Origin of the sequence: Beutenbergia cavernae DSM 12333, assembly GCF_000023105.1 — a bacterium.
In the GTDB taxonomy this organism is placed as follows: Bacteria; Actinomycetota; Actinomycetes; order Actinomycetales; family Beutenbergiaceae; genus Beutenbergia; species Beutenbergia cavernae.
Map to the genome: position 1 here is coordinate 640,093 of NC_012669.1, position 15,943 is coordinate 656,035.

A 15,943-nucleotide genomic window follows, 5' to 3' on the forward strand; every position below is an offset into this window, starting at 1 on the left:
GAGTTGCACTTCGGCATGGGCGCCACCACGGCTCGGCTGCCGCTACGCTGGTATACCACCACGGCCGTACGCCCGCCTCAAGGAGTCCGATGCACCCCGCGTCAGAGACGATGCCCCGCGCGACCAGAACCACCCGCTGGTGGGTGGTCGCCCTGTTGTTCTTCCTCGGTTGGCTCTTCATCTACGCCGACCGCACGATCCTCAACCCGGTCATGTCCGAGATCGGCTCGGAGTTCGGCCTCGACAAGGCCGGGCTCGGGCTCCTCAACTCGGTGTTCTTCCTGGTGTACGCGCTCGTCCAGGTCCCCTCGGGGATGCTCGGCGACAAGTACGGCCGCCTCAAGTTCATCGTGTTCGGGTTCATCGTCTTCGGCCTCTTCACGGGCCTGACCGGCATCGCCGGCGCCGTCGGCGTGCTCTTCCTGATGCGCGCGATGGCGGGCTTCGGGCAGGGCTTCTACTACGGCCCGCAGTACTCGCTCTCCGGGGAGATGATCCCGGAGCGCTTCCGCACCGTCGGCAGCGCCCTCATCAACTCGGGCCAGGCGTTCGGCATCTCGATCGGCCTCATCGCGTCAAGCTACATCGCGTTCGACCTCGACCTCGGCTGGCGCGGGCCGTTCTACGTGTTCGCCCTGCCGACGATCGTCGTCGGCCTGGCCATGTGGGTGTTCATCAAGGAGCCGGCGCGCCCGACGCCGTCGGCGGGGGACGAGCCGAAGCCCACCGTCCTCAGCCTGTTCAAGAGCAAGAACCTCGTGCGCACGTTCGTCATGGTGTTCTGCTCGATCTACGGGTTCTTCGTCATGATCACGTGGCTCCCCACCTACCTCAACGAGGTGCGCGGCGTCGCCCTGGAGGACACGGGGTTCGTGTCGTCGCTCGCGGCGTGGACGTCGGTGCCGGCGGCCCTCGTCTTCGCGTACTTCTCCGACCGCATCGGACGCCGCAAGCCGCTGCTGCTCATCGTCTTCCCGGCCGCGATCGCGTCGATCCTGCTGCTCGTGTTCGCACCGTCCATGCCGCTCGTCATCGTCGCGCTCGTGCTGTACGGCCTCACCGGCAAGCTCGCCACGGACCCGCTGCTCATCGCCCTCTGCGGCGTGAACTCGCCGAAGGCGATCACGGCGACGGCGTTCGGGCTGTTCAACTTCATCGGGATGTCGGCGTCGATCCTCGCGCCCTACATCACCGGGTTCCTCGTCGAGGCGACAGGCGAGTGGAACGTGGGCTTCTACCTGGCGATCGGCCTGCTCGTCGTCGCCATCCTCGCCGCGCTCGGCATCAAGGAGAACAGAAAGGCCGTGAGCTGACAGCATGCTCCAGACGATCATCAAGCCGAACACGTATCAGGACTCCGTGAGCCTGATGATGCTCAGCACGCAGCTGAGCGGGCTCGACGCCGTCGAGCGCGTGTCGATCATGATGGGCACGCCGGCGAACAAGGAGATCTTCCGCGACACCGGGTTCGGGTCGGACGAGCTCGAGGGTGCAGGGCCGTCCGACCTCGTCATCGCCCTGGAGGCGGACGGCGCGGGGGCCGCCGATCTCATCAGCGGACGCGTCGCCGAGTTCCTCAAGAGCCAGGCGAGCGCGGCGTCGGCGACGACCTACCCGCGCGTGCGGTCGCTGGACCGGGCGCTCACAGCGCTGCCGGACGCGAACCTCGCGCTCGTGTCGATCCCCGGCGAGCAGGCCGCACCCGAGATCGACCGGCTGCTCGACAAGGACCTCCACGTCTTCGTGTTCTCGGACAACCTCGCCGTCGACGACGAGGTGCGCCTCAAGCACAAGGCCCGCGAGAGGGGACTGCTCATGATGGGCCCGGACTGCGGTACCGGCAGCCTCGGCGGTCTCCCGCTGGCGTTCACGAACATCGTGACCCCCGGGTCGATCGGGATCGTCGGCGCGTCCGGCACCGGCACCCAGGAGGTCATGGTGCAGATCGACCGGGCGGGCGGCGGCGTCAGCCAGGCGATCGGCCTGGGCGGGCGCGACCTCTCCGAGAAGGTCGGCGCCGTCACGTGCCTCCAGGCGCTCCGCGCGCTCGACGCCGACCCGGGCACCAGCGTCATCACGCTCGTCTCGAAGCCGCCGGCGCCGTCCGTGCGCGAGACGGTGCTCGACGTGTGCCAGGAGCTGGCGACGCCGGTCGTCGCGATCCTCCTCGGCGAGCAGCCGGCGGTGGAGGTCGACGGCAACGTCCACTTCGCCGCCACGCTCGACGAGGCCGCCCGGCTCGCCGTCAGCCTCGCGGGCACCGTCACCGACGAGGAGGCGCCCGCCGTCGAGCTCGCGCCGGGCCAGCGGACCATCACCGGCCTGTTCTGCGGCGGCACGCTCACCAGCGAGGCGGCGATCCTGCTCTCGCGCGGTCTCGGCGTACCGACCGACGCCGAGCACGCCGACGGCTACATGCTGCACCACGACGGGCACACGGTGATCGACCTCGGCGACGACGCCTACACGCAGGGTCGTCCGCACCCGATGATCGACCCGTCACTGCGCGCCCAGATGATCCGGGACGCGTTCGACGACCGGCAGCTGGCGGTCCTCCTGCTCGACGTCGTCACCGGCTTCGGCTCGCACGAGGACCCCGCGGGGGCGATCGTCGGGGCCATCGAGGCCGGACGCGAGGCGGCCCGGGCCGACGGGCGTGAGGTCGTCGTCGTCGCCAGCGTCTGCGGGACCGAGAAGGACCCGCAGCCGCTGTCGGAGCAGACCCGCACGCTCCAGGAGGCCGGCGTCGTCGTGCTCGGCTCGAACGCTGCCGCGACGCGGTACGCGCTCGGCGTCGTGAGCCGCACCGGCGAGCGCCGCACGCCGGCGGAGATCCCGGAGCCCACGCGCCGGCTCGTCTCCGAGGCGCCGCGCGTCGTCAACGTCGGGCTCGCGTCGTTCGCCGACACGCTGCAGGAGCGCGGCGGCCAGGTCGTGCAGTACACGTGGTCGCCCCTGGCCGGCGGCAACGCCCGGCTGCAGCGCATCCTCGCGGCGCTGAGCTGAGCCCGCGACCCCACCAGCACCCAGACCCACGAGTTCCGAGGAGTACCCAGGCATGAACCACGCCGCCGCCATCGACGCCGCCAACGCGAAGGTCGTCGAGAAGATCACCACCGCTCAGCCCGTGCTCGTCGACGTCGTCCGCGCCGGCGACGTCATCCCCGAGCTCACCGAGGGCAAGGTCCTGCTGCACGCCGGCCCGCCGATCGCGTGGGACGAGATGACCGGCCCGATGCAGGGGTCGTGCGTCGGCGCCGCCCTGTTCGAGGGCTGGGCGACGACGGAGGACGAGGCCCGCGCGCTGCTCGCCTCCGAGGTGCGCTTCGTCCCGTGCCACCACGTGGGCGCCGTCGGCCCGATGGGCGGCATCACGAGCGCCGGCATGGCCGTGCTCGTCGTGGAGGAGCGGGGCAACGGCAACCGCGCGTACTGCACCATGAACGAGGGCATCGGCAAGGTGCTGCGGTTCGGGGCGTACGACGCCGAGGTCGTCGAGCGCCTGCACTGGATGGCCGACGACCTCGGCCCGGCGATCGCCGCCGCCGTCGCCGGCATGGAGGACGGCCTCCCGCTGCTGCCCCTCGTGGCTCGCGCCATCACGATGGGCGACGAGTTCCACCAGCGCAACATCGCGGCGTCGGCCCTGCTGTTCACGAAGCTCGCCGGACCGATCGCCGCCCAGGACCTCGAGCCGGCCCGCAAGGAGCGCATCCTGACGTTCCTGGCCGACACCGACCAGTTCTTCCTCAACGTGATGATGGCGGCGTGCAAGGCGATCATGGACAGCGCCCGCACGATCCAGGAGGGCTCGGTCGTCACGGCGATGACCCGCAACGGGAAGAACTTCGGCATCCGCGTCGCCGGGCTCGGCGACCAGTGGTTCGAGGCGCCCGTCAACACCCCGGAGGGCCTGTTCTTCACCGGGTTCTCGCAGGACGACGCGAACCCCGACATCGGCGACTCCGCGATCACTGAGGCGTTCGGCGTCGGCGGCATGGCGATGATCGCCGCGCCGGGCGTCACGCGGTTCGTGGGTGCCGGGGGCTTCGGCGACGCGCTCGCGGTCTCCAACGACATGCTCGAGATCGTCACCGGCCACAACCCCGGGCTGCCGATCCCGACGTGGGACTTCCAGGGCGCCTGCGTCGGCATCGACGTGCGCAAGGTCGTCGCCACGGGCATCACGCCGATCATCAACACGGGCATCGCGCACAAGGTCGCGGGCAAGGGTCAGGTCGGCGCCGGCACCGTCCGCGCGCCGCTGGCGTGCTTCGAGCAGGCCCTCGAGGCCCTCGCCGCGACGTACGGCGTCGAGGTCGACTGACGCCCATGACGGCCCGGTGGATCGGAGCGACGGCGTCGGAGGTGCTCCAGGCGGTGCGCGTCCTCGACGTGCACAGCGTGTTCGACACCTCCGTCAACCTCGCCGCGCCCACCACCCGCGAGCCGGCGCTCGTGCACGTCTCCCTCGTGCGCGGCGTCCGGCTGCTCGAGTGCCCGTTCGGCATCGAGCTCGAGACACCGGAGTGGACGGCATGGAGCCGGGCCGTCCACTCCGGCCGCACCCGGTGGCACGTCGACGCCCGGACCGGGGCCCTGACGGCGGACGACGCCGCGGTGAGCCTGGAGCTCGGTGCCGCGTGGCGGGGGGCGTGGGTCGACGTCGTCGCGCCGCCGCGGCCGGACTCCCTCGACCTGGCGCCCCCGACCGACGACCTGATCGGCGCGAGCGGCCTCGCGACCGTCGCTCCCGACGTCCTGCGGCGGCGGCTCCGTGACGCCGTCGCCGGGCTCGCTCGGGGCGACGCCGGCGCGGCCGCCTGGCTCGTGGGCCGCGGCCCGGGTCTGACGCCGAGCGGTGACGACGCGCTCGTCGGCGCCGTCGGCGCGCTGCACGCGCGGCGGCTCCCCGACCGGGCCGCCGACGGCGTGCGGGCGCTGGCCGAGCTGGTGGCCACCCGGGGGAGCGCCCTGACCACCGACGTCTCGTGCGCCTACCTCCGGGACGCCTGCCGCGGACGCTTCGCGGGGCCGCTCCGGCGCGCCCTGGCCGCCCGCCCCGGCGTCGTGGGGAGCGCGGCGATCCGCGACCTGCTCGCCGTCGGCCACACCTCGGGGGCCGACACCCTGCTCGGGATCGCCGCGGTGCGTGACGCGCTCGCGCCGCGGCCGTCGCTCGTCGGGGCCGCGTCGTGAGCGCGCCGGAGGGTGGTGCCGTCCCCGCGACGGAGACCTCGCAGACTCCGCCGGCCGCTGCCCGGCGATCGGACTGGCGGTGGTTGCGCTACGCGTTCCTGTTCTTCCTCGGCTGGGTCATGATGTACGCCGACCGCTCGATCCTGTCGCCGGTGCAGGACACGGTGAGGGAGCAGTTCGGCGTCTCCAACGCGACGATCGGGCTGCTCTCGAGCGTGTTCTTCGTCGTCTACGTCGCGACGCAGATCCCGTCGGGGATCCTCGGCGACCGGGTCGGCCGGATCCGCCTGATCTTCGTGGGGTTCGTGATCTTCGGGATCGCGACGGCGCTCACGGGAGTCGCGGGCATCCTGCACGTCTTCGGGATGCTCGTGCTGATGCGCGCGTTCGCCGGCTTCGGCGAGGGCCTCTACTACGGACCCCAGTACGCGAAGTCCGGCGAGGAGACTCCGCTGCGGTTCCGGGCGCTCGGGGCCGCGATCATCAACTCCGGCCAGGGGATCGGCACGGCGGTGGGCATCCTCGCCGCGACGTTCATCACGTACACCCTCGAGCTCGAGTGGGGCTGGACGTTCGTCCTGTTCGGCGGCATCACGCTCGTGGTCGGACTCCTCATCCGCACGCTCATCCCGGACTCGCGGCCGAGCCGGCCGCCCGGTCCGCTCCGCGGCGAGCTGGGCCGGTTCGGCACGCTGCTGCGGAACCGGGTGCTGCTGGGCACGTTCGTCATGCTGTTCTGCGGCGTCTACGCGTTCTTCGTGATGGTCACGTGGCTGCCGACGTTCCTGGCCCACGAGTGGGGGATGGAACCCGAGGCGGCCGGCCAGCTCTCCTCCGTCGCGTTCTGGGTGGCGGTGCCCGCCGGGCTGCTGGTGGGCCACCTCTCGGACCGCATCCGCGCCCGCCGCCCGTTCGTCGTCGTCCTGGTCCCGCTGACGATCCTCGCGATCCTCACGATGGCGTTCACCGGGCAGCACGCGGTGCTCGTCGCGGCCATCGCGATGTACGGCGCGGTCGGCAAGCTGGCCCTCGACCCCGTGCTCATCAGCGTCGTCGCCGACAACATCACGAATGAGATGCGCTCGACGGCGTACGGCCTCTACAACTGCATCGGCATGGCCGCGGCGATCGTCGCCCCGTACGTGACGGGGGCCCTCGTCGACGTCACAGGGTCGTTCCAGGCCGCCTTCCTCCTCTCCTCCGTCCTGCTCGCGATCGGCGCGAGCGTCTTCCTCCTCACCTTCCGCGAGCGCGCCACCCCCGTGGCCCCGCGCGAGGAGAGCACCGCCGTCTGACGCCCCGGCGTCGACCCCACGAAAGGAACGTCAGGTGAAGATCGTCGCTGCCCTCGGGGGCAACGCGCTGTCGCGGCGCGGTGAGCCCATCACGTCGCAGAACCTCCGCAAGAACGTGCGCGAGGCCGTGGAACCTCTCGCCGGGCTCGCGCTCGAGCACGACCTCGTGCTCACGCACGGGAACGGCCCGCAGGTCGGCCTCCTCGCGCTCCAGAACCTGGCGTACGAGGAGATCGCCGCGTACCCGCTGGACATCCTCGGCGCGGAGACGCAGGGGATGCTCGGGTACGTCGTCGGCCAGGAGCTGATGAACGCCGTCCGCCTGAAGAAGGAGATGGCGACGATCCTGACGACGACGGCCGTCGCGGGCGACGACCCGGCGTTCGACAACCCGACCAAGTTCGTGGGGCCCGTGTACTCCGAGGAGCGCGCGAACGAGCTCGCCGCCGAGCACGGGTGGACCATCGCGCAGGACGGCGAGTGGTGGCGGCGCGTGGTGCCCTCGCCCGAGCCGCTGCACATCCGGCAGGCCGCCACGATCCGCGCGCTGTCCGAGATGGGCCTCATCGTGCTGTGCGTCGGCGGTGGGGGCGTGCCGGTGGTCGCCGACTACGAGGCCGGCCACCTGCGCGGCGTCGAGGCGGTCATCGACAAGGACCTCGCGTCGGCCGTGCTCGCGCACGACATCGAGGCAGACCTGCTCCTTCTCCTGACGGACGCCGACGCCGTCTACCTCGACTGGGGCACGCCCGAGCAGCGCGCCATCGAGCGCGCGACGCCGGAGGCGCTCGCCGAGTTCGGGTTCGCCGCGGGGTCGATGGGCCCGAAGGTGGACGCCGCCCGCCGCTTCGTCGCGGACGGACACGGCGAGGCGGTCATCGGGTCGCTCAGCAAGCTCGGCGAGATCCTGGCCGGGACGTCCGGGACCCGGATCGTCGGGTCGGGTGACCTGCGGTTCTACAGTTGAGCCGATGAGCACGGTCCCCTCGCCCGCTCCCTCCACCGCGCCGCGCGTCGTGACAGCGCGCGCGGCCCTGCGGGACCGCATCGTCAGCTCGCTGCGCCAGCAGATCATCGACGGCGACCTGCGGGCGGGGACCCGACTGCACGAGCGGGACCTCTCGGAACGCTTCGGCGTCTCGCGGGTCCCGGTGCGGGAGGCGATCATCACGCTCAGCGGTGAGGGCCTGGTGGACGTGCAGCCCGGCGTCGGCGCGTTCGTCACGCCGCTGACGCGTCAGAACGTGCGGGAGGTCTTCGAGATCCGCGCCGCGCTCGAACCGATGGCGGCGCGGCTCGCGGCGTTGCGCTGCACGGCGGACCACCTGGCGACCCTGCAGGCGCTGGTCGCCGGCGCACGGGACGCCGCCCGGGTGCACGATGCGGCGGCCGGCGCGCGGGCGAACGCGGACTTCCACGAGATGCTGTTCCGGGCCACCGGGAACGACCTGCTGCAGACGATGGTGCCCGCCCTGGACGTGATGACGCGGCGGCTCTTCCCCAAGAACATCGTCCATCACGAGGCGATGATGTGGCAGGACCACGAGGCGATCACGCGCGCGATCGAGCTGGGCGACGCGGAGCGCGCAGCCGAGCTCGCAGCAGCCCACCTCGAGAACACGCGCCGCCACACGTTCGAGATGTTCGAGCGCGACGCCGAGCTGTAGCGCCTGGGCGGTCGTCGTCACGCCGAGCACATGACGGCTGTCACGTCGCGGCCGAGCCGGCGCGGGTCCAGCATCGAGAGATGAGCATGCGAGACGTCATCCTGTACATGTCGATGTCGCTGGACGGGTTCGTCGACAGCGACCGTGAGCACCCGGGGATGGCGGTCCCCGAAGGCGCCGAGCTGAAGGCCTGGAAGCTGGACCGGATCAGCAGGGCCGGTGCCCATCTCATGGGTCGCGTCACCTACCAGCAGATGTCGTCGGCCTGGCCGGGGTCTGACGATCCGTACGCGGCGCCGATGAACGACATCCCGAAGGTCGTGTTCTCGACGTCGCTCAGCGACGCCGAGGCCACGTGGCCCGAGACCCGGGTCGCGCGGGGCGACCTCGCGGCCGAGATCGCCGCGATCAAGGCGGAGGCCGGCCCGGACGTGATCGTCTGGGGTGGCGGCCGGCTGGCCGGCGCGCTGGTCGCGGCGGACCTGATCGACGAGTACCGCCTGTTGGTCCAGCCGCTGGTCCTCGGCCGCGGACAGGCCCTGTTCGACCAGCTGCCGGAGTCACGGCACCTGGACCTCGTCGAGGCCACGCCGTTCCCCAGCGGCGTCGTCCTGCACGTCTACCGACCCCAGCGCACTCCGGCGCCGCGGTGACGTCGCCCCCTACGTTGGTGCGGTGACCGCCGCCACGATCGAGATGGAGGACGGCACGCGGCTGCGGACCTGGACCTCAGGCTCGGCCGCGAGCCGCCGTCCTCCCGTCGTGATGCTCCACGGGGGACCGGGACTCCCCGACTATCTCGGCCCGGTGGCGCACCTGGTGGACGACTTGTGCCTCGTCCACCGGTACGACCAGCGCGGCACGGGCGGCTCGCCGTGGCACGGCGAGCACAGCATCGAGGGGTCCGTGCGCGACCTCGTCGCGCTGCTCGACGCCTGGGGGCACGAGCGGGTCGTCCTGATGGGCCACTCGTTCGGGACCGATCTCGCGAGCTACGTCCTGCTCGCGCACCCCGAGCGCGTGGCCGGGATGGTCCATCTGGCGGGACCCTTCCTCGGCTCGTGGCGGGAGGCGGACCAGGCGACGCAGCGAGCCCGGCGCACCGACGACCAGCAGCGGCGGCTCGACGAGCTCGGCGACATCGAGGCCCGGACCGACGCGGAGGAGATCGAGTTCCTCACGCTCTCCTGGTTCACTGACCACGCCGACCGGGCACGCGCGTGGGGCTGGGCGGCCGCCGCCGCTGCCACGCTCCGCCCCGTCAACTACGTGATGAACGCGGCGCTCAACGCGGACAGGAAGGCCAGGCCGCTCGAGTCACGCGTGGGCGAGCTGCGTGCCGCGATGCCCCGGGGCGCGACCAGCATCGGCGGCGCCGGCGACTCCCGACCCGCCGACGCCCTGAGGAGCTTCGGCCCACGCATCGGCTGCGAGGTCGTCATCGTGGCGGACGCCGGGCACCATCCGTGGCTGGAGGCTCCGCACGAGTTCCGAGCCGCGCTCCGCGCCGCTGTGGAACGGCAGGCGCGCTGAGTCAGAGCGCCGCCCACGTGACGGCGAGCAGCAGGACTCCGAGGCCGAGGTCGAGCACCGCGCAGAACTCGGTCAGCGACCGGGTGACGACCTTGTCCCGGCGGTAGTGCACGATGTCCCAGACCCCGTGCCCGATCGCCGCGGCGGCGGCCAGGTACGCGGCAGCTACGGGGCCCACCGACATCGCCGTCAGCGCGATCGCGGCGAACACGACGAAGCCGGCGGCCTGGATACCGAGCTCGCGCCGGTCGATCCTCCTGCCGCGGAGCAGCCCGTACACGGCGAATGCCGCGGCCGCGACGAGCAGCACGACGATCGCGTCCAACGCCGTCGCCATCGCGATGACGACGGCGACGGTCGCCGCGCCGGCCACGACCCAGCCGCTGCGGCGGGAGCCGAGCGCCGCCGCGGCGAGGTAGCACATGGCCGCCAGGATGATGATCATCGCCGTGACGTGGGCATCGGGGCCGCCGGCGGCGCTCCAGGCGAGGACGGCCAGGCCGACGAGCGTCGGCCATCGGGCGAGCAGGGTGCCGGCGACGCCGAGGTGCTCGTGGCGGCCGGCGTCGTCCCGCGTTGCTGTCTCCATGCCGACACTCTCGGGCCGGTCGGGCACTACGCGACCCGTGCGGTCTGTCACGGAACGGGTGTGCGCCCGGCAGGCGGCGTCGGCGTCGCCCCGCTCAGATCCAGCCGTTCTCCCGCGCCGTGCGGTAGGCGTCAGCACGGGACGACGCCGCGAGCTTGGCGGTGACGGCGGCGAGGTAGTTGCGCACGGTGCCCGGGGAGAGGAAGAGCTGGCCGGCGACGTCGCGGATCGGGCGGTCCTCACGGGCGGCGGCGAGCACTTCTGTCTCGCGCGGCGTCAGCGGCGACGGCGGTGCGGTGAGGGCGTCCGCGGCGAGGACCGGGTCGACGTACCGGTTGCCCTCGTGCACGCGCCGGACGACGTCGGCCAGCGCCGTCCCCGGCGCGCCCTTCGCGAGGAAGCCGCGCGCCCCCGACGCGAGGGCCTGGTGCAGCACCCGGGGCCGGCCGTGACCGGTGAGGATGACGCCCGCGCAGGCGGGCAGGGCGCGGCCGAGCTCGGCGATCACGGCGAGGCCGTCGAGCACGGGCATCTGGAGGTCGACGACGGCGACGTCGGGGCGGTGCGCGAGCGCCGCGTCGATCGCCCGCCGCCCGTCGGCGGCCGTCGCCACGACGTCGATGTCCGCCTCGCGCTCCAGGAGCCCGACGAGCGCGTCGCGGATCAGCTCCTCGTCGTCCGCGACGAGCACCCGGATCGGTGGCGTCATCGCGACCCGGCGCCCTGCGGGGCGAGCTCGGCTCGCAGCTCGAAGCGGCCGCCGTCGACGGGCCCGGACACCAGACGGCCGCCGGCCGCCGCGCACCGCGCCGCCAGGGCGGCCAGCCCCGTGCCGGTCCCGGCGCCGTCTCGCGCGGGTGCGGAGCGTGCGCCGTCGTTCACGATCCTCAGTGTGACCCACGACGGCGCACGCGTGAGGTCGAGCGACACGGCGCGCGCGTCACTGTGGCGCAGGACGTTGGTGACGCCCTCCCGGACGACGGCGGCGAGGAGCCGGGACTCCGCGTCGGGCAGGTGCTCCGCGGCGCCGTCGACGTCGAACTCCGCCTCGATCCCGGCCGAGCTGAGCACGAGCTCCGCGGAGGTGAGCTGGGTGGCGAGGTCCGCGACCGTGTCGCCCTGCACCGCGGCCCTGGCCTCGGCGAGCGTGTCGACGGCGATGGCGCGGATCTCCTCGTTCTCGCTCCTCGCCCGGGCAGGGTCGCGGGCAGCGAGGTCCGCCGCCAGCTCGGCCTTGAGCGCGATGACGCCGAGGCGGTGCCCGAGGACGTCGTGGAGCTCGCGGCTCACGCGCAGCCGCTCCTGCGCGACGGAGAGCGCAGCCTCGGCCTCGCGGCCGGCCTCCTCGGCCCAGAGCACCCGCAGCAGCCACACGAGCACCTGGCACATGAGCCAGACGACGCCGGCGCAGCCGAGCGCCGTCGCCGTGGCGGCGAGCACGGAATCGTCGAACACCGCGGCACCGAGGGCGGTCGCCGCGGTGAGGCCGGTCCCGACCGCCAGCGCGCCGGGCCAGGCGATCGCGAGCGGCGCGACGCCGATGACGAACCCCGCCAGCCACGCCCACGGCTGGGACCCGGGCTCGGCCCACGCGTGAGCGGCCGGCCACAGGGCGAGCGACACGGCCGCGAGGACGGCGACGTACCCGGTGCGGGCGCGCGCGGACTGCCCGGGGGTGACGGCGGACCGGAGCACGAGCACGAGCGCGACCCCGAACGCGACGAGGCCGACGGCGTAGGCCGTGGCGGAGGCGGCGCCAGGCGGGCGGGCGAGCACCCACGGCAGCACGAGCGCCCACATCGTGTAGGCGAGGAGCGCGCCGAGCACGACGAGGCGCGGGCTGATCCTGGGCGACCGCCGGGTCATCGCCCTACCGTCGGGCCTCCGGCGTCAGTTGTCCAGGCCGCAGACCGCCGCCGCCGCAAGGTGACTGCAATTGCAGAAATGCGCCGTCACGCGCGGGAGCGCCACGAGCGGCTCACGGCGCGACGCCGTCGTCCCGTCAGGTGACGGCTCCGAGCTGCCACGGCACGAACTCGTCCTGCCCGATGCCGAGCTCCTCGCTCACGGTCTTCTCGCCCGACGCGACGCGCAGGATCAGGTCGAAGATCTCCTGACCCACGCCCGCCACCGTGGCGTCGCCGTCGAGGATGCGGCCGGCGTTGACGTCGATGTCGTCGGGCATCGACCGGGCGAGCGCGGAGTTCGTCGCGATCTTGATGCTCGGGGTCGGCTGGCACCCGAACACCGACCCGCGGCCGGTCGTGAAGCACACGACCGTCGCGCCGCCGGCCACGAGCCCGGTCACGGAGACCGGGTCGTACCCCGGTGTGTCCATGAACGAGAAGCCCCGGCCGTCGATGCGCTCGGCGTACTCGTAGACGTGGGAGAGGTCGGCCCGGCCGCCCTTCGCGACGGCGCCGAGGGACTTCTCGAGGATCGTCGTCAGGCCGCCGGCCTTGTTCCCGGGGGACGGGTTGTTGTCGAGGCTGCCGCCGCCGTCGGCCGTGTAGCGCCGCCACCACTCGATGCGGTCCAGCAGGCGCGTCCCGACCTCCTCCGACACCGCGCGTCGCGTGAGGAGGTGCTCGGCGCCGTACACCTCCGGCGTCTCCGCCAGCACGGACCGGCCGCCGAGGGCCACGAGCAGGTCGGAGGCGACGCCGAGCGCCGGGTTCGCGGTGATCCCGGAGTAGCCGTCCGAGCCGCCGCAGTTGAGCCCGAGCACCAGCTCCGAGGCGTCGATCGGCTCGCGCCGGCGCTCCCCGACCACGGGCAGCATCCGCCGCACGGCCTCGACGCCGGCCGTCACCGTGGCGCGCGTGCCGCCCTCGCCCTGGATGGTCATGCGTTCGACGACGACGTCGTCCGGCAGCTCGAGATCGGCCGTCACGAGGTCGAGCTGGAGCATCTCGCAGCCGAGCCCGAGCAGGAGGATCCCGCCGAAGTTCGGGTGGGCGGCGTAGCCGCGCAGCGTGCGCAGCAGGACCTGCGCGCCCTCGGACTCGCCGACGAGACCGCACCCGCTCTGGTGCACCAGGGCGACGACGCCGTCGACGCCCGGGAACGCGTCGAGGGCGGGTCCGCGGAACTGGTCAGCGATGAGGCGCGCCGCCGTCGCCGAGCAGTTCACCGACGTCACGATGCCGATGTAGTTCCGGGTGCCCACGCGCCTGTCGGAGCGGCGGTAGCCGAGGAACGTGGGGCGCTCGCCCGCCGGCTCGGGCAGCGTCACGCGCGCGCTGCCGAACTCGTGGTGCCGGTCCTCCTCGACCATCCCGAGGTTCTGCGTGTGCACGTGATCGCCCGCGCGGATCCCTCGCGTGGCGCGGCCGATCGACTGGCCGTACTTCCGCACCTGGCCGCCCTCGGGCACGTCGGTGACGGCGACCTTGTGACCGCTCGGGACGTCGTCGAGCAGCGTGAGGCGCACGTCGCCGAGAGCCACCTCCGAGCCGGCGGCGAGGTCCCGGGCGGCGAGCACGACATCGTCCTCCGGGTCGAGGCGGATGACGCCGGTGGCGAGGGCTGGGTCTGTCACGTCGTCCTTCTTGGGGCGGGGCCGTCGGGTTGGCGTACTGCAGGGCGCTCTGCATATGCTGCACCCGCTTGCACATCCTTGCACACCCACGCCGTGGACGTTCTGCCCGCGAAAGGACCTCTCAGATGCCGAACATCACTGCCGCGACCGTCGACGAGCTGACCGTCGAGGTGCTCGCGGACGAGGCTGCGATGGGGGCGCGGGCCGCCTCCGACGCCGCACGGGCGATCCGCGAGGCGGTCGCCGAGCGCGGCGAGGCGCGCGTCGTCATCGCCACCGGCAATTCCCAGTACGCGTTCACCGACGCCCTCGTGACCCAGGACGTGCCGTGGGACCGCGTGACCGTGTTCCACATGGACGAGTACGTCGGCATCGACGACGACCACCCCGCGAGCTTCCAGCGGTGGATCCGGGAGCGGATCGCGGAGCGCGTGAACCCCCGCCGCGTCGAGTACATCGGCGGGCACGGTGACCCGGAGCAGGAGGCGGCGCGATACGAGGCGGCGCTGCGCGAGGCGCCGCTCGACCTCGTGTGCATGGGCATCGGCGAGAACGGTCACCTGGCCTTCAACGAGCCGTACGAGGCGGACTTCGACGACGACCGGTGGGCCCGCATCATCGCGCTCACCGAGGCGTCGCAGCGGCAGCAGGTCGGGGAGGGGCACTTCCCCGACCTCGCGAGCGTGCCGAGCAGCGCCATCAGCCTGACCATCCCGGCGCTCCTGTCCGCGCGCCGCGTCCAGGTGTGCGCGCCCGAGGACCGCAAGGCGGAGGCCGTGCGGGCTGCGTTCACGCAGCCCGTCTCCAGCGCCTGCCCGGCGACGATCCTGCGCCGCACACCCCACGCCGTCCTCTACCTCGAGCCGCGTTCGGCCCGTCTCCTCGGCGACGTCGTCTCGGCGTGAGCCGCAGCGGCGAACCGGCCTGAGGGCGGAACCGGTGCCGGACCTCCTCCTGCGCGGCGCCCGGCTCGCCCGCGGCGACGGAGCGCTCTCGCCGGGGGACATCCGGGTCCGGGGCGAGCGCCTCGTCGCCGTCGGCGATCGGCTCCCGACGGCGCCGGGGGACGTCGTCGTCGACGTCACCGGGCGGGTGCTCAGCCCGGGCCTCGTCGACCTGCACGTCCACGGCGCCGGCGGTCACGCGTTCGAGGACCCGGGCGCCGCCGAGCGCATCGCGCGGGACCTCGCGAGGGTCGGCGTCACGAGCGTGCAGGCCTCGCTCGTGTCGGCGACGACGGCGGAGCTCGCGGAGCGGCTCGCCGCGTTCGCCCCGCTCGTGGGGCCGCGTCCCGCCCGCGCGGCGGTGCTCGGCGTCCATCTCGAGGGACCGTTCCTCGCGGCGGGTCAGCGCGGCGCGCACGCCGCGTCCGTCCTACGCTCCCCGACGGACGCCGACCGGTCCCTGCTCGGGGAGCACGCCGGCGTCGTCACGATGGTGACGCTGGCGCCGGAGGTCGACGGCGTCCTCGACCTGGTCGGACCGCTCGCCGGCGCCGGGACGGTCGTCGCGCTCGGGCACTCCGACGCGACGGCGGCGCAGGTCCGTGCGGCGCAACGCGCCGGGGCGACGCACGTGACGCACCTCTGGAGCGGCCAGTCGTCGGTGCGGCGCGAGGGGCCCTGGCGCGTGCCGGGGATGCTCGAGGCGGCGCTCGCGGCCACCGGGATGACGGCCGAGGTCATCGCGGACGGCCGCCACCTGCCGCCGGAGCTGCTCGAGATCGCGCGACGTTGCCTCGGCCCGGACCTCGTGGTGGTCTCGGACGCCACGGCCGGCGCGGGCATGCCGGAGGGCTACCGGTATCGGCTCGGCGAGATCGAGTGCGTGGTGGCCGACGGCGTCGGCATGGTCGACGGCGCACCCAGCTTCGGGGGGAGCACGACGGCGCTGCCCGGCATGGTCCGGCATCTCGCCCGGGATCTCGGCTGGCCGCTGGGGGAGGTGCTGCGGACCGTGACGAGCGCTCCCGCCCGCGTGCTCGGGCGCGAGGGCGACATCGGAGTGCTGGCCCCCGGCGCCCGTGCGGACCTCGTGCTGTGGGACGAGGACGTGCGCGTCGAGCGCGTGTGGGTCGGCGGGTCCGAGGTGCGTGCCCGCGACACCGCGAGCGGCTGAG

15 protein-coding genes are annotated in these 15,943 nt (G+C 73.2%); 11 read left to right on the forward strand and 4 right to left on the reverse strand.

Features of this window, described 5'->3' with window-relative positions; translation table 11 throughout:
- Window positions 1-89 precede the first annotated feature (89 nt).
- From BCAV_RS02920 to BCAV_RS02960, 9 genes are all read left to right on the forward strand, one after another.
- Window positions 90-1,313 carry an MFS transporter gene (locus BCAV_RS02920; RefSeq protein WP_012725621.1) on the forward strand — a complete coding sequence of 408 codons (1,224 nt, stop codon included), beginning with the start codon at window positions 90-92 and terminating at the stop codon, window positions 1,311-1,313.
- A 4-nt stretch (window positions 1,314-1,317) separates the two neighbouring features.
- On the forward strand, window positions 1,318-3,006 hold the full coding sequence (locus BCAV_RS02925; protein WP_012725622.1) for an acyl-CoA synthetase FdrA: 1,689 nt from the start codon (window positions 1,318-1,320) through the stop codon (window positions 3,004-3,006).
- 52 nt (window positions 3,007-3,058) lie between these two features.
- A complete protein-coding gene (locus BCAV_RS02930; RefSeq protein ID WP_012725623.1) occupies window positions 3,059-4,327 on the forward strand; it encodes a YlbE family protein in 1,269 nt (422 codons plus the stop codon).
- A 5-nt stretch (window positions 4,328-4,332) separates the two neighbouring features.
- The gene (locus tag BCAV_RS21350) at window positions 4,333-5,199 is read left to right on the forward strand and encodes an oxamate carbamoyltransferase subunit AllH family protein (RefSeq protein WP_012725624.1); all 867 of its coding nucleotides are present in this window, start codon (window positions 4,333-4,335) and stop codon (window positions 5,197-5,199) included.
- Window positions 5,196-6,494 carry an MFS transporter gene (locus tag BCAV_RS02940; protein WP_012725625.1) on the forward strand — a complete coding sequence of 433 codons (1,299 nt, stop codon included), beginning with the start codon at window positions 5,196-5,198 and terminating at the stop codon, window positions 6,492-6,494. The genes BCAV_RS21350 and BCAV_RS02940 overlap by 4 nt, the downstream gene beginning before the upstream one ends.
- Window positions 6,495-6,528: 34 nt before the next feature.
- A complete protein-coding gene (gene arcC, locus BCAV_RS02945; RefSeq protein ID WP_012725626.1) occupies window positions 6,529-7,461 on the forward strand; it encodes a carbamate kinase in 933 nt (310 codons plus the stop codon).
- Window positions 7,462-7,465: 4 nt separating this feature from the next.
- Window positions 7,466-8,161, forward strand: a complete 696-nt coding sequence (locus tag BCAV_RS02950) for a GntR family transcriptional regulator (RefSeq protein WP_012725627.1) — start codon at window positions 7,466-7,468, stop codon at window positions 8,159-8,161.
- An 80-nt stretch (window positions 8,162-8,241) separates the two neighbouring features.
- Window positions 8,242-8,814 (forward strand): dihydrofolate reductase family protein, encoded by a 573-nt coding sequence (locus tag BCAV_RS02955; RefSeq protein WP_222836670.1) that lies wholly within the window; start codon window positions 8,242-8,244, stop codon window positions 8,812-8,814.
- A gap of 22 nt (window positions 8,815-8,836) precedes the next feature.
- A complete protein-coding gene (locus BCAV_RS02960) occupies window positions 8,837-9,694 on the forward strand; it encodes an alpha/beta fold hydrolase (protein ID WP_012725629.1) in 858 nt (285 codons plus the stop codon).
- 1 nt (window position 9,695) lies between these two features.
- Here BCAV_RS02960 and BCAV_RS02965 read toward each other — a convergent pair whose 3' ends face one another.
- From BCAV_RS02965 to BCAV_RS02980, 4 genes are all read right to left on the reverse strand, one after another.
- Window positions 9,696-10,283, reverse strand: a complete 588-nt coding sequence (locus tag BCAV_RS02965; protein WP_012725630.1) for a hypothetical protein — start codon at window positions 10,281-10,283, stop codon at window positions 9,696-9,698.
- A 94-nt stretch (window positions 10,284-10,377) separates the two neighbouring features.
- Window positions 10,378-10,992, reverse strand: a complete 615-nt coding sequence (locus tag BCAV_RS02970; RefSeq protein WP_012725631.1) for a response regulator transcription factor — start codon at window positions 10,990-10,992, stop codon at window positions 10,378-10,380.
- Complete coding sequence (locus tag BCAV_RS02975; protein WP_012725632.1) at window positions 10,989-12,149, reverse strand: sensor histidine kinase; 1,161 nt, start codon at window positions 12,147-12,149, stop codon at window positions 10,989-10,991. The genes BCAV_RS02970 and BCAV_RS02975 overlap by 4 nt, the downstream gene beginning before the upstream one ends.
- A gap of 136 nt (window positions 12,150-12,285) precedes the next feature.
- A complete protein-coding gene (locus BCAV_RS02980) occupies window positions 12,286-13,824 on the reverse strand; it encodes a UxaA family hydrolase (RefSeq protein ID WP_012725633.1) in 1,539 nt (512 codons plus the stop codon).
- Window positions 13,825-13,949: 125 nt separating this feature from the next.
- Here BCAV_RS02980 and BCAV_RS02985 point away from each other — a divergent pair, with 125 nt between their 5' ends.
- Together BCAV_RS02985 and BCAV_RS02990 are read left to right on the forward strand one after the other, a co-directional pair.
- Window positions 13,950-14,729 (forward strand): glucosamine-6-phosphate deaminase, encoded by a 780-nt coding sequence (locus tag BCAV_RS02985; protein WP_012725634.1) that lies wholly within the window; start codon window positions 13,950-13,952, stop codon window positions 14,727-14,729.
- Window positions 14,730-14,763: 34 nt separating this feature from the next.
- Complete coding sequence (locus tag BCAV_RS02990; RefSeq protein ID WP_012725635.1) at window positions 14,764-15,942, forward strand: N-acetylglucosamine-6-phosphate deacetylase; 1,179 nt, start codon at window positions 14,764-14,766, stop codon at window positions 15,940-15,942.
- The last annotated feature ends 1 nt before the right edge of the window (window position 15,943 follow it).

Coding starts and splice junctions, on each gene's coding strand:
- BCAV_RS02970 (WP_012725631.1), bottom strand. CDS start 10,992: ATGACGCCACCGATCCGGGTGCTCGTCGCGGACGACGAGGAGCTGATC.
- BCAV_RS02925 (WP_012725622.1), top strand. CDS start 1,318: ATGCTCCAGACGATCATCAAGCCGAACACGTATCAGGACTCCGTGAGC.
- BCAV_RS02955 (WP_222836670.1), top strand. CDS start 8,242: ATGAGCATGCGAGACGTCATCCTGTACATGTCGATGTCGCTGGACGGG.
- BCAV_RS02985 (WP_012725634.1), top strand. CDS start 13,950: ATGCCGAACATCACTGCCGCGACCGTCGACGAGCTGACCGTCGAGGTG.
- BCAV_RS02950 (WP_012725627.1), top strand. CDS start 7,466: ATGAGCACGGTCCCCTCGCCCGCTCCCTCCACCGCGCCGCGCGTCGTG.
- BCAV_RS02930 (WP_012725623.1), top strand. CDS start 3,059: ATGAACCACGCCGCCGCCATCGACGCCGCCAACGCGAAGGTCGTCGAG.
- BCAV_RS21350 (WP_012725624.1), top strand. CDS start 4,333: ATGACGGCCCGGTGGATCGGAGCGACGGCGTCGGAGGTGCTCCAGGCG.
- BCAV_RS02965 (WP_012725630.1), bottom strand. CDS start 10,283: ATGGAGACAGCAACGCGGGACGACGCCGGCCGCCACGAGCACCTCGGC.
- BCAV_RS02920 (WP_012725621.1), top strand. CDS start 90: ATGCACCCCGCGTCAGAGACGATGCCCCGCGCGACCAGAACCACCCGC.
- BCAV_RS02975 (WP_012725632.1), bottom strand. CDS start 12,149: ATGACCCGGCGGTCGCCCAGGATCAGCCCGCGCCTCGTCGTGCTCGGC.